13 protein-coding genes and 1 pseudogene are annotated in these 20,962 nt (G+C 70.3%); 10 read left to right on the top strand and 4 right to left on the bottom strand.

The annotated features are described in order from the left end of the window. The first annotated feature begins 111 nt into the window (after positions 1–111). Positions 112–996 carry an NAD(P)-dependent oxidoreductase gene (locus ACX12L_RS11040; RefSeq protein WP_459262595.1) on the top strand — a complete coding sequence of 295 codons (885 nt, stop codon included), beginning with the start codon at positions 112–114 and terminating at the stop codon, positions 994–996. 24 nt (positions 997–1,020) lie between these two features. Here ACX12L_RS11040 and ACX12L_RS11035 read toward each other — a convergent pair whose 3' ends face one another. The 3 genes from ACX12L_RS11035 to ACX12L_RS11025 all read right to left on the bottom strand — a co-directional run bounded on the left by ACX12L_RS11035 (position 1,021) and on the right by ACX12L_RS11025 (position 2,500). Next, positions 1,021–1,521: an EVE domain-containing protein gene (locus tag ACX12L_RS11035; protein WP_459262594.1), complete on the bottom strand. Its 501-nt coding sequence runs from the start codon at positions 1,519–1,521 to the stop codon at positions 1,021–1,023. Continuing rightward, complete coding sequence (locus ACX12L_RS11030; protein ID WP_459262593.1) at positions 1,518–1,769, bottom strand: GlsB/YeaQ/YmgE family stress response membrane protein; 252 nt, start codon at positions 1,767–1,769, stop codon at positions 1,518–1,520. The genes ACX12L_RS11035 and ACX12L_RS11030 overlap by 4 nt, the downstream gene beginning before the upstream one ends. Positions 1,770–1,942: 173 nt before the next feature. Next, positions 1,943–2,500 (bottom strand): C40 family peptidase, encoded by a 558-nt coding sequence (locus tag ACX12L_RS11025; RefSeq protein ID WP_459262661.1) that lies wholly within the window; start codon positions 2,498–2,500, stop codon positions 1,943–1,945. Between the two features lie 314 nt (positions 2,501–2,814). On the opposite strand from ACX12L_RS11025, the gene cycA reads away from it, so the two are divergent. From cycA to ACX12L_RS11005, 4 genes and pseudogenes are all read left to right on the top strand, one after another. Then, positions 2,815–4,239, top strand: a complete 1,425-nt coding sequence (cycA, locus tag ACX12L_RS11020; protein ID WP_459262592.1) for a D-serine/D-alanine/glycine transporter — start codon at positions 2,815–2,817, stop codon at positions 4,237–4,239. A gap of 85 nt (positions 4,240–4,324) precedes the next feature. Continuing rightward, a complete protein-coding gene (gene mdtD / locus ACX12L_RS11015; RefSeq protein WP_459262591.1) occupies positions 4,325–5,743 on the top strand; it encodes a multidrug transporter subunit MdtD in 1,419 nt (472 codons plus the stop codon). Between the two features lie 209 nt (positions 5,744–5,952). Continuing rightward, positions 5,953–9,114: pseudogene (locus ACX12L_RS11010) on the top strand (bifunctional diguanylate cyclase/phosphodiesterase). A gap of 14 nt (positions 9,115–9,128) precedes the next feature. Next, a complete protein-coding gene (locus ACX12L_RS11005) occupies positions 9,129–9,458 on the top strand; it encodes a YnfA family protein (protein WP_459262590.1) in 330 nt (109 codons plus the stop codon). Positions 9,459–9,610: 152 nt separating this feature from the next. Here the strand turns inward: ACX12L_RS11005 and ACX12L_RS11000 are convergent, their stop codons facing one another. Continuing rightward, positions 9,611–10,273: a cistern family PEP-CTERM protein gene (locus tag ACX12L_RS11000; RefSeq protein ID WP_459262589.1), complete on the bottom strand. Its 663-nt coding sequence runs from the start codon at positions 10,271–10,273 to the stop codon at positions 9,611–9,613. A gap of 266 nt (positions 10,274–10,539) precedes the next feature. Between ACX12L_RS11000 and smc the strand changes: the two genes are divergently transcribed. The 5 genes from smc to ACX12L_RS10975 all read left to right on the top strand — a co-directional run bounded on the left by smc (position 10,540) and on the right by ACX12L_RS10975 (position 20,957). Then, the gene (gene smc / locus ACX12L_RS10995) at positions 10,540–14,064 is read left to right on the top strand and encodes a chromosome segregation protein SMC (protein ID WP_459262588.1); all 3,525 of its coding nucleotides are present in this window, start codon (positions 10,540–10,542) and stop codon (positions 14,062–14,064) included. A 10-nt stretch (positions 14,065–14,074) separates the two neighbouring features. Further along, a complete protein-coding gene (locus tag ACX12L_RS10990; RefSeq protein WP_459262587.1) occupies positions 14,075–15,169 on the top strand; it encodes a cell division protein FtsZ in 1,095 nt (364 codons plus the stop codon). Between the two features lie 11 nt (positions 15,170–15,180). Beyond that, positions 15,181–17,334 (top strand): NAD-dependent DNA ligase LigA, encoded by a 2,154-nt coding sequence (ligA, locus tag ACX12L_RS10985; RefSeq protein WP_459262586.1) that lies wholly within the window; start codon positions 15,181–15,183, stop codon positions 17,332–17,334. 3 nt (positions 17,335–17,337) lie between these two features. Next, positions 17,338–18,279, top strand: a complete 942-nt coding sequence (locus ACX12L_RS10980) for a patatin-like phospholipase family protein (protein WP_459262585.1) — start codon at positions 17,338–17,340, stop codon at positions 18,277–18,279. A 188-nt stretch (positions 18,280–18,467) separates the two neighbouring features. Next, positions 18,468–20,957 carry a penicillin-binding protein 1A gene (locus ACX12L_RS10975; RefSeq protein WP_459262584.1) on the top strand — a complete coding sequence of 830 codons (2,490 nt, stop codon included), beginning with the start codon at positions 18,468–18,470 and terminating at the stop codon, positions 20,955–20,957. Positions 20,958–20,962: the final 5 nt, after the last annotated feature.

Here is a 20,962-nt window from a genome sequence, read left to right as displayed (position 1 = left end):
AGCCGGCTTCCGTCATCGCGCCATCGTAGCGGACGCAGGGCTGGCCAGGATGCGCGCCGCAGGCCGGCCGGGCCACAATCGTGGCATTCCCTGTCTTCAAGCGAGCAATACATGAACACTCCCCGCATTGGCCTGGTCGGCGTAGGCCTGATGGGCCACGGCATCGCACTGAACATCGCGCGCAAGGGCCATGCCCTGACGGTGCTGGAGCACCCCGGCAACCAGCCGCTGGACGAGCTGCGCGCCCTGGGCGTGGCCAGCGCCGCGACGGTGCAGGACCTGGCGCGGCAGGTGCAGGTGCTGATCCTGTGCGTGACAGGCTCGCCGCAGGTCGAGGCCGTGCTGCTGGGAGAACAGGGCGCACTGGCCGCGCTGCAGCCGGGCACGGTGGTGATCGACTGTTCCACGGCCATCCCCGCGTCCACCGAATCGGTGGCCCGCGCCGTGGCGGCGGCCGGGGGCCGCTTCCTGGACGCGCCCATGACGCGCACGCCCAGGGAGGCCGCCGAGGGCCGTCTTAACCTGCTCGTCGGCGGCGACGCCCAGTTGCTGCAGGAATGCTTGCCCCTGCTGCAGTGCTTCGCCGAGAACATCACCCACACCGGCGCCGTGGGCAGCGGCCACCGCATGAAGCTGCTGCACAACTACGTGTCGCTGGGCAGCGTGGCGCTGATCGCCGAGGCCGCCGCCTGCGCGCTGGCCGCGCAGGTGTCGCCGCAGGTGTTCGTGGACGTGCTCGCCAAGGGCGGCGGCGGCGGCGTGGCGCTGGAGCGCCTGCGGCCCTACCTGCTGCAGCAGGACCCGTCCGGGCTGCGCTTTTCCATGTCCAACGCGCTCAAGGACATGGGCTACTACACCACCATGGCGCAGGACGGCGCCGCCGCGCATGGCATCGCCCAGGCCGTGCATGACACCTTCGCCGGTGCCGTGGCCGAGGGCGGGCCGCAGCAGCTGGTGCCGGAGCTGGTTGCAATTTTGGGCAAAAAATCCGTCTAACGCCTGCCCTGCAAGTGCTGGCAGCTATCGAATTGATACTTCCACGGCAAGGCAGTCGCGCAGGATGGCATCCCATTCCTGCGCCTGCACCGGCGTGATCGACAGGCGGTTGCCGCGCTGGAGCACGCGCATCTCACCGAGCGCCGGATGCGCGCGCAGCTCGGCCAGCCCGACGAGCCGCGTCTTGCGGAGCGCCTGCACGTCCAGCAGCAGCCAGCGCGGCTTGCCGGGCGTGGCCTTGGGGTCGTAATAGGGCGATGCGGGGTCGAACTGCGTGGGGTCCGCGCGCACCCCCGAGGCCACGCGCGCGATGCCGGCGATGCCGGGCTCGGGGCAGCTGGAGTGGTAGAACAGCACGCCGTCGCCTACCCGCATCTCGTCGCGCATGAAGTTGCGCGCCTGGTAGTTGCGCACGCCGGTCCAGGGCACGGTGGCCTGCGGGGCGGCCAGGGCGTCGTCGATGGAGCACTCGGCGGGCTCGGACTTCATGAGCCAGTAGCCGGCCGGCCGGCCGGGCGCGATCATGGCTTGCGGCGCAGCAGGTCGTAGAGCACCAGCAGCACGATGGCGCCGATGACGGAGGCGATCCAGCCGGCGGTCTCGCCCTGCTGGTACCAGTGCATGGCGACACCCACGTAGGTGGCGACGAAGGAGCCGGCGACGCCCAGCAGGATGGTCATGAGCCAGCCGAGCTTGTCGTCGCCCGGCTTGATGGCGCGGGCCAGCAGGCCGACGACCAGACCGATCAGCACGATACCGAGAAAATTCATCATGGTGGTGGATGCCTTCGCAGGAGGAATGGGGAAACCCTGGCGGGGGTGGAAGAAGGCTCCACTCTAGGCCCGGCCGCGGCGCCCGCATGTCGGACAAGCGGAGATCTGAATGGAGTTTTCCAATGAAAACCGGCCGCGACAGGGCGGCCGGTGGCTGGGATGTTCGCTGCCCGTCAGCGCGGCACCGAGGCCGTGATGGCGGCGGCGGCCGCGTCGGCATCGTCCTGCGTGACCCGGCGGGCGCCATTGAAGCGGCGCTGCCAGTAGGACGCGCCCATGTCCTCCACGCGGACCTTGGCGCCCGAGCGCGGGGCATGGATGAACTTGCCATCGCCCACGTAGATGCCGACGTGGCTGAAGGCCCGGCGCATGGTGTTGAAGAACACCAGGTCGCCCGGCTGCAGGTCTTTCTTGTCAATGACTTCGGTGGCCGCGGCCTGCTCGTTGGCGCGGCGCGGCAGCACCATGCCCTTGGCCTGCTCGTAGATGGTGCGCACGAAGCCGCTGCAGTCGAACCCCGTTTCCGCGCTGCTGCCGCCGCGGCGGTAGGGCACGCCGATGAAACCCATGGCGGTGGAGATCAGGTCGGAGGTGCGGTCGGCGACGTTGTGGCGCATTTCCTGCAGCTGCACGACCAGGCCACGTTCGGCCAGCATGCGCTCCATCTCGTCCGCAGGAGCTGCGTAAGCATTCGCGCAAAATAGTAACAAAAAGAAGAACCGGCGGAACATGGAGCGCGAGGGTACCACGGGAATGGCCGGCGGCGCCCCCCGGAATGTCGCAGATTGTTGATTTGCTTGAATTTCAATGAGGTGCGCCACCCCATAGGCATTACCTTGCAAGCGGTGCCGGGCCACGGCGAAATGCTCGCAAGTGGGATGGAAGGCGTTGCCCGTCCGTGGGGGTGTTGGGCCTTTTTTCGGCTCATGTCGGTGTTTAATTGCTGTCTCGATGTTTTTACGGCAATAAACAAAAGGCATTTGGGTGCTGTGCGCATGGTTGTTTTTCATGTGCTATCGCTCCTCCGCCGCGGAACTGCTTCCCGATGACCCACGAAACCCCGCCACCGGGCCAGGACCGGCACGGCCACGCTGGCCTGCAGCGCCATCTCACCCATCGCCATATCCAGCTCATCGCCATCGGCGGCGCCATAGGCACGGGCCTGTTCATGGGCTCGGGCAAGACGATCAGCCTGGCGGGGCCGTCGATCGTGTTCGTGTACGCGATCATCGGCACGATGCTGTTCTTCGTGATGCGCGCGATGGGGGAGTTGCTGCTGTCCAACCTGCGCTACAAGTCGTTCATCGACTTCGCGTCCGACCTGCTGGGGCCCTGGGCCGGCTTCTTCACGGGGTGGACCTACTGGTTCTGCTGGATCGTCACCGGCATCGCCGACGTGATCGCCATCTCGTCCTATGCCCAGTTCTGGTTCCCCGGCCTGCCGCAATGGGCGCCGGCCCTGTTGTGCGTGGGCCTGCTGCTGGGCCTGAACCTGCTGACGGTGAAGCTGTTCGGCGAGATCGAGTTCTGGTTCGCCATGATCAAGATCGTGGCCATCGTCGCGCTGGTGGGCACGGGCCTGGCCATGGTGGCCGGCGGCTTCGTCTCGCCCGCGGGGCGCGCCGCCAGCTTGGCCAACCTGTGGAACGACGGCGGCATGTTCCCGCATGGGGCCATGGGCTTCTTCGCGGGCTTCCAGATCGCGGTCTTCGCCTTCGTGGGCATCGAGCTGGTGGGCACCACGGCGGCCGAGGCGGAGGACCCCGAGCGCACGCTGCCGCGCGCGATCAACTCGATCCCGGTGCGCATCATCGTGTTCTACGTCTGCGCGCTGATCGCCATCATGGCCGTGACGCCCTGGCGCGACGTGGTGCCGGGCAAGAGCCCCTTCGTCGAGCTGTTCGTGCTGGCCGGCCTGCCCGCCGCGGCCGGGGTGGTCAATTTCGTGGTGCTGACGTCGGCCGCGTCGTCGGCCAACGGCGGGGTGTTCTCCACCAGCCGCATGCTCTACGGGCTGGCGCTCAAGGGCGACGCGCCGCGGGCGTTCCACCGGCTGTCGCGCGCCGGCGTGCCTGCGCGCGGCCTGCTGTTCTCCTGCGCGTGCCTGCTCGCCGGCGCCTTCCTGATGTGGGTCGTTCCCGACCTGGTGCAGGCCTTCACGCTGGTGACCACGGTGTCGGCCATCCTGTTCATGTTCGTGTGGTCGCTGATCCTGCTGTCCTACATCGCCTACCGGCGCCGGCGCCCGGGGCTGCATGCGGCCTCCAAATACAGGATGCCGGGCGGCGTGGCCATGTGCTGGGCCTGCCTGGCGTTCTTTGCCGCCATCCTGGTCCTGCTGTGCCTGGAGGCGGATACGCGCCAGGCGCTCGCCGTCACGCCGCTGTGGTTCGCGCTGCTGGGGCTGGCGTACCGGGCCATGCTGCGCCGCCAGGGCGGGGCGGCGGGCCAGGTCCCGGTGCGGACCTGATGCCTTCGCTTCGGTCGCAAGCCCCGCCCGCGGGCGGGCCGGTGGCACACTCGGACGCCCTCAACGCCTCTGCACCTTGCAATCCATGACGCCTGCCCCCGCCGCTCCGGCCTCGCGCCCGGCCCTGTTGTGGCTCGTGGCCCTGGGCTTTTTCATGCAGACGCTGGACGCCACCATCGTCAACACGGCCCTGCCGGCCATGGCGCGCGACCTCAACGAGAGCCCGCTGCAGATGCATTCGGTGATCGTGGCGTATTCGCTGGCCATGGCGGTCCTGATTCCCGCCTCGGGCTGGCTGGCGGACCGCTTCGGCACGCGGCGCGTGTTCATGTCGGCCATCGCGCTGTTCGTGACCGGCTCGGTGCTGTGCGCGCTGGCGCCCACGCTGGGCATGCTGTCGGGTGCGCGCGTGGTGCAGGGCCTGGGCGGCGCGCTGCTGCTGCCCGTGGGGCGGCTGGCGGTGCTGCGGGCCTTCCCGCGCGAGGAGTTCATCGGCGCCATGAGCCTGGTGGCCATTCCCGGCCTGGTGGGGCCGCTGATCGGGCCCACGCTGGGCGGCTGGATCGTGGAGTACGCCTCGTGGCACTGGATCTTCTGGGTCAACGTGCCGGTGGGCCTGGCGGGGCTGGTGGCCGCGCGGCGCTTCATGGCGGGCGGGGAGGCGCAGTCCAGCCGAGGCTTCGACGCCGTGGGCTACGGCCTTCTGGCCTTCGGCATGGCGGCCGTTTCGCTGGCGGTGGAGGGCATGGCCGGCGGCGGCGTGCGCGGCGCGTCGGCGCTGGTGATGATGGTCTTCGGCCTGGCCAGCCTGGCCGCCTACTGGCTGCATGCGCTGCGCAGCCCGAACCCGCTGTTCGTGCCCGGATTGTTCGAGGTGCGCACGCTGCGCGTGGGCCTGCTGGGCAATCTGTTTTCGCGCCTGGGCAGCTCCTGCATGCCCTTCATGATTCCGCTGGTGCTGCAGGTCAGCCTGGGCTACACGCCCATGCAGGCCGGCATGATGATGCTGCCCACGGTGCTGGGCAGCATGGCCGTCAAGCCCCTGGTCACCCGCATCGTGCGGCGCTGGGGCTACCGCGAGGTGCTGGTGGCCAACACCTGCGCGCTGGCGCTGCTGATCGCCAGCTTCTCCCTGCTGTCGCCCAGCCCGCCGTTCGCGCTGCTGCTCGCGCAGCTGGCCCTGTTCGGCGCGGTGAACTCCATGCAGTTCTCGGCCATGAACACGGTCACGCTCAAGGACCTGGAAGGGCCGGACGCGAGCAGCGGCAACAGCCTGCTGTCCATGGTGCAGATGCTGGCCCTGGGCATGGGCGTGGCGGCGGCGGGCGCGGTGCTGGCGAGCTTCGAGGGCTACTTTGGCCCCGACCAGCACGCGCTCAACGCCTTTCGCGCCACCTTCGCCTGCATGGGGCTGCTGACGCTCGCGGCCACGGCGCTGTTCCTGCAGCTGCCGGCCCACGAGCCGCCGCGCCCGCACCCCCAGGTGCCGGAGGAGCAGGGCTGAAGACAGGACCTGTATTGCCTCGCGAAACCTTGATCCTGGTCATGGGTCAAACCGTGTTTTCCCGGATGTTGCTTTGCCGCCGCCGGGCATGTGCCGTGCCGGGATTTTGCGCACGGTAGGAGCCTCGCCGGAAAAAACCGCCGACAAATGCCGCTATGCTGCACGGCGCATGTGCGGCCCGCGTGCTGCCACCGTTGTTTGCCTTGACCATGTCTTTTTTCACCGCCGCACGCTTTTCGCCCCGACTCTGGCTACCGGGCATGGCAGTGGCACTTGCAGGCTGCGCGGCGAGCCATGCGCTGTGGCGGCAGCAGCAGGCGTCCATGGACGCCATCGCACAACTGCGCTTCGAGCAGGAGACGCGCCTGTTTGCCGGCGCGCTGCAGCGGCGCATGGAGTCGCATACCGATCTGCTGCAGGGCATGCGCGGCCTGCTCACCGTGGACCCGCAGTTGCGACGCGCCGAGTTCGAGCGCGTGGCCAGCGAACTGTCGCTGGAGCGCAACCACCCCGGCGTGAAGAACATCAACTTCACCCGCTAAGTGCCCGGGGAGCAGCGCGCCGCCTTCGAGGCGCAGGCCCGCGGCGACGCCCACATGGACGGCAGCCTGCCCGGGGACTTCGCCGTCCACCCCGGGCAGGAGCGGCCCGAATACTATGTCGTCGATTTTCTCTGGCCCCAAGAGGGCAACGCCGATGTCCAGGGGCTGGAAATCCATTCGCAGCCAGACAACCTGGAAGCCATGCTGCGCGCGCGCGCTGGCGGCGAGCTGGTGGCATCGGCGCCCTTCGACCTGCACCAGGAGACCGAACGCCGCACCGGCATCACCATCCGCATCCCGGTGTTTGCCCATGGCGCGCCGCCGGGCCGGCGCGAGGCCGCGCGTTTCCTGGGCACCGTGGGCGTGAGCATGCGCATGGACGATATCGTGCAGGCGTTGCGCGGTGAAGGCTACCTCCAGGGGCTGGCGCTGGCCATGTCCGACATCGGCCCGGTCGGCGCAGCGGCGGGCGCCGCCGCCGTGCTGTTCGATTCCGCGGCCACGCCCGCCCATTCCGACATGAAGCGCGTGCAGGAGGTGCAGGTAGGCGGGCGGCGCTGGCGCCTGCAGTTCCAGCCGACGGGCGCCTTCCTGTCGGCCCAGGAGGCACGCCTGCCCTGGCTGCTGGGCCTGGGAGGCCTGTTGGTCACGGCGCTGCTCACGGCCATGGTCAGCATGCTGGTGCTGCGCCGCGTCCGGGCCCTGGGCGACGTGCGGCAGGCGGGCGTGGCGCTGCGCGAGAGCGAGGAGCGTTTTCGCGCCGTGTTCAGCCAGGCCGCCGTGGGCATGGCGCAGATCGACCTGCACAGCGACCGCATGGTGCGCGTGAACCGCAAGCTCTGCGACCTGCTGGGCTACACCGAGGCCGAACTGCAGCAGCTGCGCTTCCAGGACATCAGCGACCGGCGGGACCTGGACGCGGGCCTGGCCTTCATGGAGCGCATGCGCTCGGGCGAGATCAGTGAATTTCGCATGGAAAAGCGCTACCACCGCAAGGACGGGGAGATCGTGTGGGCGGAGCTCATGGTTTCGCGCCTGTGCCTGGCGGGCAGGCCCGACAGCCACCTGGCCGTGGTGCAGGACATCGGCGAGCGCAAGCAGATGGAGCAGGCCCTGAGCGACAGCGAGCAGCGCCTGCTCGGCATCCTCAACCACATGCCCGTGGGGGTGAACCTGGTGCGGGACAGGGCCATCGTGTTCCGCAACGACCGCCACGTGCAGATCTGCGGCTATGGCGCGCAGGAGGCGCCCGACGTGGACAGCTGGTGGCGCCTGGTCATGCCCGACGCCGCCGAGCGCCAGCAGGCGCGCGAGGCATGGAAGGCCGCCTGCGCGGCGGCGCGGCACGCTGCGGATGGCTCCATCCGTCCGGTGGAGTGCCGGATCACCTCCAAGGCGGGGCTGCCGCGCACCGTGGAGATATCGGGCGTGATGCTCGAAGACAGCCATATCGTGACCATGGTGGACCAGAGCCAGCGCAGGCAGGCCGAGGAAGAGGTGCGCTACCTGGCCTACAACGACCCGCTCACCGGGCTGCCCAACCGGCGCCTGCTGCTCGACCGCCTGCAGCAGGCCCTGGCGGTGAGCGCGCGCCACCAGCTGTGCGGCGCGGTGCTGATGCTGGACCTGGACAACTTCAAGCACATCAACGAGACCCAGGGCCACGACATGGGCGACCGCCTGCTGCACGCCGTGGCCCTGCGGCTGCGCGGCTGCATACCCGAGGACGACACGCTGGCGCGCCATGGCGGCGACGAGTTCGTCGTCGTGCTCAAGGACCTGGGGGGCAGCCCGCAGGAGGCCGCGACCCATGCCGAGGCCATGGGCCTGCAGATCCTGGACGCCATGCGCGAGCCCTTCGCGATCGGCGCCGGCGAGCCGCGCCACACCACGCTGAGCGTGGGCATCACCATCTTCCAGGGCCTGCGCGAATCGGCCGACGAGCTGCTCAAGCGCAGCGACATGGCCATGTACGAGGCCAAGGCCGCGGGCCGCGACGCCCTGCGTTTCTTCGACCCGCAGGTGCAGGCCCAGATGACGGCGCGCGTGGCGCTGGAGGCGGACATGCGCTCCGGCCTGGAGGCCGGCGAGTTCGAACTGTTCTACCAGCCCAAGATGGTTCGCGGGCGCATCACGGGCGCCGAGGCCCTGCTGCGCTGGAAGCATCCGGCCAAGGGCTACATCCCGCCGTCGGAATTCATCCCCCTGGCCGAGCAGTCCGGGCTCATCCTGCGCCTGGGGCAGTGGGTGATGCACGCGGCCTGCGAGCGGCTGGCACTGTGGAGCAGCCATCCGGTGCTGGGCCAGCTGTCGGTGGCCGTCAACGTGAGTCCGCGCCAGTTCCACGAGGCGAGCTTCGTGCCCGAGGTGCTGGAGGCGCTGGCCGGTACCGGGGCCGACGCGCGCCGGCTGCGGCTGGAGCTGACCGAGGGCCTGCTGCTGCAGGACGTGGAGGACACCGTCGCCAAGATGGTGCAACTGCGCGGCTATGGCGTGGGCTTCTCGCTGGACGACTTCGGCACGGGCTATTCCTCGCTGGCCTACCTGAAGCGCCTGCCGCTGCATGAGCTCAAGATCGACCAGAGCTTCGTGCGCGACGTGCTCACCGACCCCAACGACGCCGCCATCGCGCGCACCATCGTCGCGCTGGGCACCAGCCTGGGCCTGCAGGTCGTGGCCGAGGGCGTGGAAACCGAGGCACAGCGCGTCTTCCTGGAACGCAGCGGCTGCCACGCCTGGCAGGGCTATCTGCTGAGCCGGCCGCTGCCCGGGCTGGCCTTCGAGGACCTGGTGCTCGAACATGCCGCCAGCGCCGGCGCCACCGCCTGAATATTCCCTGGCATATGCAGGCGCTCGCGACCCTCGGCCTTTTCTTCGCCACGGCCCTGGCGGAAATCGTGGGCTGCTACCTGCCCTGGCTGTGGCTGCGCCAGGGGCGCAGCGCCTGGCTGCTGCTGCCGGCCGCCGCCAGCCTGGCGCTGTTCGCCTGGCTGCTCACGCTGCACCCGGCGGCGGCGGGCCGCGTGTACGCGGCCTACGGCGGCGTCTACGTGGCCGTGGCGCTGGCCTGGCTGTGGGCCGTGGACGGCATACGCCCCGGCCCCTGGGACTGGCTGGGCGTGGCCGTCACGCTGTGCGGCATGGCCATCATCGCGTTCGCGCCGCGCGGCTGAGTTTCTCGCTCTTCAATCCATAGCTGCCGCCGCTTGCTGGATGGGCGCTGGAGGCATTTTTTGCCATAAATGCACGGCGGGCTGCCCAAAAACGAAGAAGCGCCCGGCGGGCGCTTCTTGCGGGGGGCAGGGCGAGCAAATCGCCCGCTGTCTCAAGCCTTGCGGCGGCGTGCCAGCCCGGCACCGAGCAGGCCCAGGCCCACCAGCGCGAGCGAGGCGGGCTCGGGAACCTGCGAGCCGCCGCAACCGGCCGTGCCCACGATGCAGCCCGCGAATTCACGCGACCCGCCACCGGTGCCAACGCTTTGGAACTTCACGCTGTAGGGGCTCGTGAACTCGATCCCGTTCGTGAGGAAGTTCCCCGAGGTGCCCAGCGTCAGGGTGAAGGACTCGATCAACCCTTCGCCAACGCCCTGGTTGCCACCGCCGGAGCAGTTGTTCCCATCCCAGAGGCACAGGTCCACCGATTGGAAGGACGGGAAGTTGACGTTCCGCGAAGCCCCCCAGCCTCCGTTGGCTGCGGCGGATATCAATGTGGGGCTCACGATGTCGATCCCGAACGACGTCAGCCGGTTATTCCCCGGGCCGGAGGAGTCGTTCGAGATCTGCACCCCGAAGACCGCTTGCGTGGCGGTCAGCGAGGTGAGGGTGAACTGCACCGTCGCGGACAGCGTGGCGCCCTGGTAGGTCGTCGAATACAGGATGGAGCTGATGTCCCCTGCGTTGTCGAAAAGCATGACCGAGGCATTGGCGCTGCCGACTCCCGCCAGGCCACAGCACAGGGCGACGGCTTGCAGAGCTTTCTTGAGTTTCATGGTGGGGCCCTCCGGGGTTCATGTATGTATGTGCAGTTACAAGCATGATCCATGCCAAAATAAAAAGCGTATTCGATTCAATGGCTTGGCCCGGGAGGCAAGCGTGATGGCCGCCGCGGTGTAAAGAAAACCGACAGTCACGGGTCAGATCGCTGTGGGGCAGGGGCGGGCGGGCATGCGCATGCCGCGCAGCGGCGCCATCGGCTCAGTTAACATCCACCCTTTGAACCGCCGGGTACGCCAGCGGCGCGGTGTTACAGTAATTCGTGCGTCTCAACTCGATCAAACTCGCCGGCTTCAAGTCGTTCGCCGAGCCCACCAACTTCATGCTTCCGGGCCAGCTGGTGGGCGTGGTGGGCCCCAACGGCTGCGGCAAGTCCAACATCATGGACGCCGTGCGCTGGGTGCTGGGCGAGTCCAAGGCCAGCGAGCTGCGCGGCGAGTCCATGCAGGACGTGATCTTCAACGGCACCACGAGCCGCAAGCCCGCCAGCCGCGCCAGCGTGGAGCTGATCTTCGACAACGCCGACCACCGCGCCGGCGGCCAGTGGAACCAGTTCACCGAGATCGCCGTCAAGCGCGTGCTCACGCGCGACGGCACGAGCAGCTACTACATCAACAACCAGCCGGTGCGCCGGCGCGACGTGCAGGACGTGTTCCTGGGCACGGGCCTGGGCCCGCGCGCCTACGCCATCATCGGCCAGGGCACGATCAGCCGCATCATCGAGAGCCGCCCCGAGGAGCTGCGCCTGTTCCTGGAGGAAGCCGCGGGCGTCTCCAAGTACAAGGAGCGTCGGCGCGAGACCGAGAACCGCCTGGCCGACACGCGCGAGAACCTCACGCGCGTGGAGGACATCCTGCGCGAGCTCAACGCCAACCTCGAGAAGCTGGAGAAGCAGGCCGAGGTGGCGGCCAAATACAACGCCCTGCAGCAGGACGTGACGCTCAAGCAGCACCAGCTGTGGTACTTGAAGCGCGCCGACGCCGAGGCCGAGCAGGCCCGCGTGCGCACCGAGGGCCTGCAGGCCGTGAACGACCTGGAATCGCGCATGGCCGACCTGCGCAGCGTGGAGGCGGACCTGGAGACCATACGCCAGGCGCACTACGAGGCCGGCGACCAGGTCAACCAGGCCCAGGGCAAGCTGTACGAGGCCACGGCCGAAGTGGGCAAGCTGGAGGCCGAGATCCGCTACGTGGTCGAGGGCCGCCAGCGCGTGGAGCAGCGCCTGGTGCAGCTGGCCGCGCAGATCCAGGACTGGTCCGCGCGCAAGGAGGAGGCCGAGGCCGAGCTGGAAACCCTCGAAGGCGCGGGCATGAATGCCGAGGAGCAGGCCGAGCTGCTCGCCGCCCAGGTGGAGGAACAGGCCGCCCAGCTTCCCGAGCTGGAGGACGCCCTGCGCCAGAGCCAGCAGCGCAGCGAGGAGCAGCGCGCCGCCGTGGTGCAGGTCCAGCAGCAGATCCAGGTGCTGGCCGCCGAGCAGCGCAGCCTGGACGAGCAAAGCCGCCAGCTCGACGCGCGCTTCGAGCGCCTGCGCGCCGACAGGAACGCGCTGGCCGCGCCCGACGAGGCGCGCCTGGCCCAGCTGCGCCAGCAATGGGACGAGGCGCAGGAAGCCGCCGAGATGGCCGAGGCGCGCCTGGCCGAGCTGCAGGACAGCGTGCCCCAGCTCGACGAGGAGCGCCGCGCGCGCCAGCAGGCCGTGAACCAGGAGACCGCGCGCCAGGCCGACCTGTCGGCGCGCCTGGAGGCGCTCAAGGCGCTGCAGGAAAAGGTGAAAGTGGATGGCAAGCTCCAGCCCTGGCTCGCCAGGCATGGGCTGGACGGGCTGCAGGGCCTGTGGAGCCGCATCCACATCGAGCCCGGCTGGGAGAACGCGCTGGAGGCCGCGCTGCGCGAGCGCCTGTCCGCGCTGCCCGTGGGCCGGCTGGACATGGTGCGCGGCTTTCTCGGCGCGGGCGGGCAGGACGCGCCGCCCGCACGCCTGGCCTTCTACAGCGCGCCGGCCGCCCCCGCGCCCGACGCGAGCGCGCGCCAGCCACGCCTGTCCGACCTGCTGCGCGTGCACGACGCGGGCCTGCGCGCCGTGCTCGTGGACTGGCTGCAGGGCTGCTACACCGCGCCGTCGCTCGACGAGGCGCTGGCCCAGCGCGCGCAGCTGCAGCCGGGCGAGGCCTTCTACGTGGCCGGCGGCCACGCCGTGGGCGCGCACAGCCTGAGCTTCTACGCGCAGGACTCGGAGCAGTCGGGCCTGCTCGCGCGCGCGCAGGAGATCGAGCACCTGGAGAAAGAGCTGCGCGCCCAGGCCCTGATCGCCGAGGAGGCGCGCACGGCCCTGGTGCGCGCCGAGGCCGCGTACGCCGACGCCTCGCAGCGCCTCGTCGCCGCGCGCCGCGAGGCCACCGAGGCCCAGGGCCGCGCGCACGAGCTGCAGGTGGAGACCCTGCGCCTGGCCCAGCTGGCCGAGCAGACCCGCGCGCGCAGCGAGCAGATCGGCGCCGACCTGGCCGAGGTCGAGGCGCAGCTCGCCGACCTGCAGGAGCGCCGCGTGGCATCGGAGGCGCGTTTCGAGGAGCTCGACATGCAGCTCGCCGACAGCCAGGAGCGCCACGCCCAGCTGGGTGACCGCGTGATCGAGGCCGAGCGGCGCCTGGCCGAATGCCGCGAGCAGCAGCGCCAGCTGGAGCGGCGCGTGCAGGAGGCCCAGTTCTCCCACCGCAGCCTGCAGGCGCGCCGCGCCGAGCTCGCGCGCACCGTGGACACGGCGGCCACGCAGGCCCGCACGCTGCACGACGAGCGCCAGCGCGCGCAGGACGAGCTCGCGCGGCTGTCCGACGCCGCGGCCCAGGGCGGGCTGCAGCAGGCGCTGGAGCTGAAGATGGAGCGCGAAAAGCAGCTCGGCGCGCAGCGCAGCCAGTACGACGAGCTCACGGCCCGGCTGCGCGCCAGCGACGAGCGGCGCATGCAGCACGAACGCCAGCTCGACCCGCTGCGCGCGCGCATCACGGAATTCCAGCTCAAGGAGCAGGCCGCGCGCCTGGGGCTGGAGCAGTACAGCCAGCTGCTGCAGGACGCGCAGGCCGACCTCGCGGCGGTGGCCCGCTCGATCGAGGAGGGCGGCGTGCGCGCCGCGGGCCTCTCGGGCGAGATCGACCGCCTGCACCGCGAGATCGCCGCCCTGGGCGCCGTGAACCTGGCGGCGCTCGACGAGCTGACCCTCGCGCGCGAGCGCAAGACCTTCCTCGACGCGCAGACCGAGGACCTGCAGCTCGCCATGACCACGCTGGAGGACGCGATCCGCAAGATCGACGGCGAGACGCGCACCCTGCTGTCGGGCACCTTCGAGACCGTCAACGACCATTTCGGGCGCATGTTCCCCGAGCTGTTCGGCGGCGGCCAGGCGCGCCTGATCATGACGGGCGACGAGATTCTCGACTCCGGCGTGCAGGTCATGGCCCAGCCGCCGGGCAAGAAGAACCAGACCATCCACCTGCTCTCGGGCGGCGAGAAGGCGCTCACGGCCATCGCCCTCGTGTTCGCCATCTTCCAGCTCAACCCCGCGCCGTTCTGCCTGCTCGACGAGGTGGACGCGCCGCTGGACGACGCCAACACCGAGCGCTATGCCAAGCTGGTCACCAGCATGTCCAAGGGCACGCAGTTCCTATTCATCAGCCACAACAAGATCGCCATGGAAATGGCCGAGCAACTGATCGGCGTGACCATGCAGGAGCAGGGCGTCTCGCGCATCGTGGCGGTGGACATGGAGTCCGCCCTGTCGATGGCAGAGGCTTGAAAATCCCATCATGAGCAACTTCCAACTCGGACTCATCCTCGCCGGCGCGCTAGTACTCGTCGCCGTCGTCGCCTACAACGCCTGGACCACCTATCGCAACGCGCCCAAGCGCGCCCGCCCGCCCGAGGGCGAAGGCGCGCAGGAGCCCGCGGTGCGCCAGGAGCCCGCGTTCGACGGCGCCGGCCTGGGCAGCCCCGCCGCGGCCGGCCCCGAGCCCCACTTCGAAGGCCATGCCGTGGACCCGGGCGACGCGATCGACCTGCCCGTGCCGCCCGCCGAGCGCCGCAGCGGGCTGGACCCGCTGATCGACGCCATCGCCCCCATCGTGGCCGAGCAGCAGGTTTCGGGCGACGCGGCCCTCGCCGCCATGCCGCCCACGCGCCGCGCCGGCAGCAAGCCCTTCGCCATCGAGGGCTTCAACGAGGCCGCCCAGCAGTGGGAAACGCCCCAGCCGGGCCAGCGCTACCTGCACTTCCAGGCCGGAGTGCAGCTGGCCAACCGCCTGGGCGCGCTCAACGAGATCGAGTTTTCCGAGTTCGTGATGAAGACCCAGGGCTTCGCGGACGCCATCAACGCCACGCCCGACTTCCCCGACATGCTGCAGGAGGTGGCACGCGCGCGCGAGCTCGACCAGTTCGCCAGCGACCATGACGCGCAACTCGCCTTCATGCTGCGCGCGCGCCAGGCGGCATGGAGCCCCGGCTACGTGCAGCAGAACGCCGCGCGCCTGGGGCTGGTGGCCGGCGCCATACCGGGGCGCCTGGTGCTGCCGGCCAGCGGCGCCGGGCTGCCGCCCATGCTGACGCTGACCTACGACGCGCAGGCCGCCATGTCCGACGACCCCGAGCAGTCCGCCGTGCGCGACATCCTGCTGAGCCTGGACGTGGCCCAGGTGCACCGCGGCGAGCAGCCCTTCAAGCGCCTGCGCGAGGTCGCCGCCGCCCTGTGCCAGGCCATGGATGGCGTGCTGTGCGACCAGAACGGCACGCCGCTGCCCGCCATGACCATGGAGCCCATCGCCGCCGACCTGGAGCTGCTCTACGACAAGCTCGACAGCCGCGAGCTCTCGGCCGGCTCGGCGCTCGCGCGGCGCCTGTTCAGTTAGGCCCTAGCCGCATGACGGAACAACCTGAGCTTTTTTCGGCTCCAGCGCCCGCTGTGCCTGCGCTGGTAGCTAGCAAAGTAGAAGCGCTGCGCACCCGGCTCAACCAGTGGGCGCACGAGTACTACGTGCTGGACGAGCCCAGCGTGCCCGATGCCGAGTACGACCGCGTGTTCCAGCAGCTGCAGGCGCTGGAGGGCGCGTACCCCGGCCTCGTCACGCCCGACTCGCCCACGCAGCGCGTGATCGGCGCGGTGATGAACGGCCTCGCGTCCGTGCGGCACCGCGTGGCCATGCTCTCGATCCGCACCGAGACCGACACCGAGGCCAGCGGCGCCGAGGCGTTCGACGCGCGCATCCGCCGCGAGCTCAAGCTCGCCCCCGAGGACCCGCCCGTCGAATACGTGGCCGAGCCCAAGTTCGACGGCCTGGCGATGAGCCTGCGCTACGAACGCGGCCGCCTCGTGCAGGCCGCCACGCGCGGCGACGGCGAGGTGGGCGAGGACGTGACGCACAACATCCGCACCATCCGCCAGATCCCCCTCACGCTGCAGTTGAGCGCCCCCACGCTCGGCGCTGACGCGTCCTCGCTGCCCCCCGAGGGGGCGCGTTTCGCCTTGGGGCGGCCCGGCGGCGAAACCGCGCCGCCCGTGCTGGAGGTGCGCGGCGAGGTCTACATGCGCCGCGCGGACTTCGAGCAGCTCAACGAGCGCCAGCGCGAGAAGGGCGACAAGACCTTCGTGAACCCGCGCAACGCCGCGGCCGGCGCCGTGCGCCAGCTCGATTCGGGCATCGCCGCGCAGCGCCCGCTCTCGTTCTTCGCCTACGGCCTGGGCGAGGTGGAAGGCGGGCCGGAGTTCGCCACGCACTACGAGCTGCTGCAGCGCCTGAAGGCATGGGGTTTTCCGGTCGCGGCGCAGGTGCGGATCGCGCTGGGTGCTCCCGGACTCATCGCATTCCACCAGCAGGTCGGCGCAGAGCGCGACCAGCTGCCCTACGACATCGACGGCGTGGTCTACAAGGTCAACAGCCTGGCGCTGCAAAGGCAGCTTGGCTTCGTGACGCGCGAGCCGCGCTGGGCCGTGGCGCACAAGTATCCGGCGCAGGAGATGATGACGCGCGTGGAGGGCATCGACGTGCAGGTGGGCCGCACGGGCAAGCTCACGCCCGTGGCGCGCCTGGCGCCCGTGTTCGTGGGCGGCGTCACCGTCACCAACGCCACGCTGCACAACCTGTTCGAGCTGCGCCGCAAGCGCGTGCGCGTGGGCGACCAGGTCATCGTGCGCCGCGCGGGCGACGTGATTCCCGAGGTGGTGGGCGTGGTGCCCGCGCCGCGTGCATCCTACGTACCTAACTTCCGCATGCCAGCGCAGTGCCCGATCTGCGGGAGCAGCGTGGTGCGCGAGCCGGGCGAGGTCAACCACCGCTGCTCGGGCGGCCTGTTCTGCCCCGCGCAGCGCAAGCAGGCCGTGCTGCACTTCGCCCAGCGCCGCGCGATGGACATCGAGGGCCTGGGCGAGAAGCTCGTGGACCAGCTCGTCGACGGCCACGTGATCCGCACGCTGCCCGACCTGTTCCGGCTGGAGCTGTCCACCCTGGCGGGCCTGGACCGCATGGCCGAGAGGTCCGCGCAGAACGTGCTCGATGCGCTACAAAAATCAAAGCAAACCACGCTGCCGCGCTTCCTGTTCGGCCTGGGGATACGCCACGTGGGCGAGGCCACGGCCAAGGACCTCGCGCGGCACTTCGGCGCGCTCGACGCCATCATGGACGCGGGCGTCGATCAGCTGCTGCAGGTCAACGACGTGGGCCCCGTGGTGGCGGAAAGCATCCACACCTTCTTCGCCCAGCCGCACAACCGTGAGGTGGTCGGGCAGCTGCGCGAGTGCGGCGTCGCCTGGGAAGAGGGCGAGCCCGCGGCGGGCGCCACGCTGCCGCTCGCGGGCAAGACCATCGTGCTGACCGGCACGCTCCCCACGCTGAGCCGCGACGAGGCCAAGGACATGCTCGAAGCTGCCGGAGCGAAGGTGGCGGGCTCGGTCAGCAAGAAGACCCACTATGTGGTCGCCGGGGCCGAGGCGGGCAGCAAGCTGGAGAAGGCCCAGGCGCTGGACATCCCCGTGCTCGACGAGGACGGCCTGCGCGCGCTGCTGCGGGGCGAGGGCTGAGCCATGGCACTGGCGCGCCGCGCACCCCGCCTCGGCCTGGCGCTGGGCAGCGGCTCGGCGCGCGGCTGGGCGCACATCGGCGTGCTGCAGGTGCTGCAGGAGGAGGGCATCCGGCCCGACGTGGTGTGCGGCTCCTCCATCGGCGCGCTCGTGGGCGCGGCCTATGCGGCAGGGGAGCTGGAGCGCTTCGGCGAATGGGTGCAGGGCCTGGGCATGCGCGACGTGTTCGGCTTCATGGACTTCAACCTCGCGGGCGGCATGCTCAAGGGCGAGAAGCTCATCGCCTTCTGGCGCCGCAACTTCGCCGACTTCACCATCGAGGACTCGCCGCTGCCCTTCGGCGCCGTGGCCACCGACCTGCACTCGGGCGCCGAGGTCTGGCTGCGCGAGGGCTCGATCGCCGACGCGGTGCGCGCCTCCATCGCGCTGCCGGGCCTGTTCACGCCGGTGGTGCGCGCCGACGGGCGGCTGCTGGTCGATGGCGGCCTCGTCAATCCCGTGCCCACGTCGCTCGCGCGCGCCATGGGGGCCGACATCGTCATCGGCGTGGACCTGAACGCCGACATCCTGCACCGCCACATGCACCCGCTGGCCGTGGTGCGCGCGCCCGATGCCGACGAGCCGGAGGACGGCGCGCCGCTGCCCGAGCCCGAGCCGGCGCGCAACGGCGACTGGATGCGCCGCCTGAAGTTCTGGGCCGGCACGGACGGCAAGGCGCCCGCGCCCAGGCAGCCCTCCATGCTGGACGTGATGATGACCAGCGTGAACATCATGCAGATGCGCATCACGCGCAGCCGCATGGCGGGCGACCCGCCCGAGATGGTGGTCGCGCCGCGCCTGGCGCACCTGGGCCAGCTGGACTTCCACCGCGCGAAGGAGGCCATCGAAGAGGGCCGCCGCGCCGCCCGCGACAGCCTGCCGCAGCTGCGGCAGTTCATGGGCTGAACGCCTGGAAAAACCGGTAACCCGTTGATTTCAAATGATTGGCGGTATAAAGCAGGCCTTTCCTCCGCCCGGCCCCTGGTGCCACCCATGGCCCATGCCGTCCGGCCTCCAGGGATGAAAGCTTCCAATTCCATAGCTGCCAGTGCTTGCTGCACAAGCGCTGGAGGCCATTTTCACTGTAGACATTCATGACGTTTCCCGCCTCCCTGCGCGCGCGCTGGGCCCTGCTGTGGCCGCGTCTGGCACGCCTGGCGCGCCGGCCCGAGCGCTGGGCATCCGCGCATGGCCTGCTGTGGCTGCTGGCCGCGCTGGCGCTGGCCGTCTTCCTGTACGTGCTGGCGCTGATCCCGTTCACGCCCGCCATCAGCGACATCCGCAAGGCCAAGAGCGACCAGCCCGCGCAACTGCTGTCCGCCGACGGGCGCCTGCTGGCCGAATACCGCTGGGTGAACCGCGAGTGGGTGCCGCTGGCCACGATCGCCCAGCCGGTGGTCGATGCCCTGATCGCCACCGAGGACCACCGCTTCTACGACCACTTCGGCCTGGACTGGCAGCGCACGGCGTCGGCCCTGGTGCGCACGCTGGGCGGCGACAAGCAGGGCGGCTCCACCATCACCCAGCAGCTCGCGCGCAACCTCTACCCCGAGGACATCGGCCGCGCGCCCACGCTCACGCGCAAGATCAAGGAGGCGATCACCGCGCTCAAGATCGAGTGGCTGTACTCCAAGGACGAGATCCTGGAAACCTACCTGAACACCGTGCCCTTCCTCTACAACGCCTACGGCATAGAGATGGCGGCGCGCACCTATTTCGACAAATCCGCCGACAAGCTCACGGTGCTCGAGAGCGCCACGCTCATCGGCATGCTCAAGGGCACGGCCTACTACAACCCCGTGCTCAACCCCGAGCGCGCCCAGGCCCGGCGCAACACGGTGCTCGCGCAGATGAAGAAGCGCGGCAAGCTCTCCGCGGCCGAATACGACAAGCTGGTCAAGCGCCCGCTGCGCATCCGCTTCGAGCGCCAGAACGAGGTGGCGGGCCTGGCGCCGCACCTGGCGCAGCAGCTGCGGCGCCAGCTTATCGACTGGGCGGACCGCAACGGCTACAGCCTGTATTCCGACGGGCTGGTGATCCACACCACCATCGACGGACGCCTGCAGGAGATCGCCAACCAGGCCGTGCAGCGCCAGGGCCGGCAGCTGCAGGGCGTGGCCGACGCCGCCTGGGCGCCGCGCGGCGCGTGGGGCGCCAAGAGCCCCCTGGTGCAGCAGCTGGTGCGCGAATCGCCCCAGTACGAAAAGGCCGTGGCCGCCGGCGCCGCGCCCGAGGAGGCGGCCAGGCGCCTGCTCGACGACGCCGGCTTCCTGCGCAGCCTGCGCCAGGCCAAGACCCGCGTGCAGGCCGGCTTCATGGCGCTGGACCCCAGGAACGGCGCGGTGCTGGCCTGGGTGGGCAGCCGCGACTACGGCGTGGACCCGTTCGACCACGTGCAGGCCGCCAGGCGCCAGCCCGGCTCCACCTTCAAGCCCTTCGTCTATGGCGCGGCCTTCGCCAAGGGCATGCTGCCCACGGACGAGCTCATGGACACGGCCGTGGAAATCCCCCTGGGCGGCAGGCGGGTCTGGCGCCCCACGGACGGCCGCACGCCACCCAGCGAGGAGCCCATGCAGCTGCGCGACGGCCTGGCGTACTCCAAGAACACCATCACCGCCCAGCTCATGCAGCAGGTGGGGCCCGAGCGCGTGGCGCAGCTCGCGCGCGCCATGGGCGTGCGCGAATCCAAGCTGGAGGCCGTGCCCGCGCTGGCGCTGGGCACGAGCCCGGTCACCCTCAAGGAAATGGTGGCCGCCTACGGCACCATCGCCAATGGCGGGCGCTACATGGCGCCCCAGGTGATCACGCGCATCGAGGACAAGAACGGCAAGCTGCTCGAAGCGTTCAAGCCTGCATCGCCCGAGCGCGCGCTGGGCCTCACGGCCGCACAGGAGCTGCGCGACGCCATGCGCGGCGTGGTGGACAAGGGCACGGGCGCGGCCGTACGCAGCCGCTACGGCATCACGGCCGACGTGGCCGGCAAGACCGGCACCACGCAGGACAACACCGACGGCTGGTTCATCCTCATGCACCCGCAGCTCGTGGCCGGCGCCTGGGCCGGCTTCAACGACGGGCGCATCACGCTGCGCAGCGACTACTGGGGGCAGGGCGCGCACAGCGCGCTGCCCATCGTGGGCGACGTGTTCCGCCAGGCCCTGCGCGGCAAGATCATCGACGCGCGCGAGCGCTTCGTCGACGAGGAGGAAAGCTCCTGGATCGCCTCGGCCACGGGCACGCTGCGCAACTGGGTCTACGACCTGTTCGGCCGGCCCACGGGCGAGCAGGCCGGCCCGGCAGGGGCGCCGCCCGCGCCGCAGCCCGACCTGCCGCGCGCACCCGCGCCCGCGGCCAGCGCCCCGCCGCAGGAGGAGCGCCCCGAGATCATCGAGGCGCCGCTCATTCCGCTGCAGGAAGTCGCGCCGCGCGCCAACGCGCCGGCCGAGCCTCCCGTGTGGGTGGAGCAGCCCGCGCCCGAGGCGCCGCAGCCGCAGCCGGCCGCCCCCTCGGCCGCGCCCGGCGTGGTCATCGTGCCAGTGGTGCCGCGGCCGCAGGGCGCGGCGCCGCTCCTCGCCGAAACACGCTGAGCCTT

Source organism: Alicycliphilus sp. T452 (assembly GCF_054512775.1).
This window is presented reverse-complemented; position numbering and strand designations above follow the sequence as displayed.

What these genes read in the sequence shown, in the direction of transcription:
- ACX12L_RS11025 (WP_459262661.1), bottom strand. Translation starts at nt 2,500, where the DNA reads ATGTTCCGCCGGTTCTTCTTTTTGTTACTATTTTGCGCGAATGCTTAC.
- ACX12L_RS10975 (WP_459262584.1), top strand. Translation starts at nt 18,468, where the DNA reads ATGACGTTTCCCGCCTCCCTGCGCGCGCGCTGGGCCCTGCTGTGGCCG.
- ACX12L_RS11005 (WP_459262590.1), top strand. Translation starts at nt 9,129, where the DNA reads ATGCAGGCGCTCGCGACCCTCGGCCTTTTCTTCGCCACGGCCCTGGCG.
- ACX12L_RS10980 (WP_459262585.1), top strand. Translation starts at nt 17,338, where the DNA reads ATGGCACTGGCGCGCCGCGCACCCCGCCTCGGCCTGGCGCTGGGCAGC.
- ACX12L_RS11040 (WP_459262595.1), top strand. Translation starts at nt 112, where the DNA reads ATGAACACTCCCCGCATTGGCCTGGTCGGCGTAGGCCTGATGGGCCAC.
- cycA (WP_459262592.1), top strand. Translation starts at nt 2,815, where the DNA reads ATGACCCACGAAACCCCGCCACCGGGCCAGGACCGGCACGGCCACGCT.
- mdtD (WP_459262591.1), top strand. Translation starts at nt 4,325, where the DNA reads ATGACGCCTGCCCCCGCCGCTCCGGCCTCGCGCCCGGCCCTGTTGTGG.
- ACX12L_RS10990 (WP_459262587.1), top strand. Translation starts at nt 14,075, where the DNA reads ATGAGCAACTTCCAACTCGGACTCATCCTCGCCGGCGCGCTAGTACTC.
- ACX12L_RS11035 (WP_459262594.1), bottom strand. Translation starts at nt 1,521, where the DNA reads ATGATCGCGCCCGGCCGGCCGGCCGGCTACTGGCTCATGAAGTCCGAG.
- ACX12L_RS11030 (WP_459262593.1), bottom strand. Translation starts at nt 1,769, where the DNA reads ATGATGAATTTTCTCGGTATCGTGCTGATCGGTCTGGTCGTCGGCCTG.
- ligA (WP_459262586.1), top strand. Translation starts at nt 15,181, where the DNA reads ATGACGGAACAACCTGAGCTTTTTTCGGCTCCAGCGCCCGCTGTGCCT.
- ACX12L_RS11000 (WP_459262589.1), bottom strand. Translation starts at nt 10,273, where the DNA reads ATGAAACTCAAGAAAGCTCTGCAAGCCGTCGCCCTGTGCTGTGGCCTG.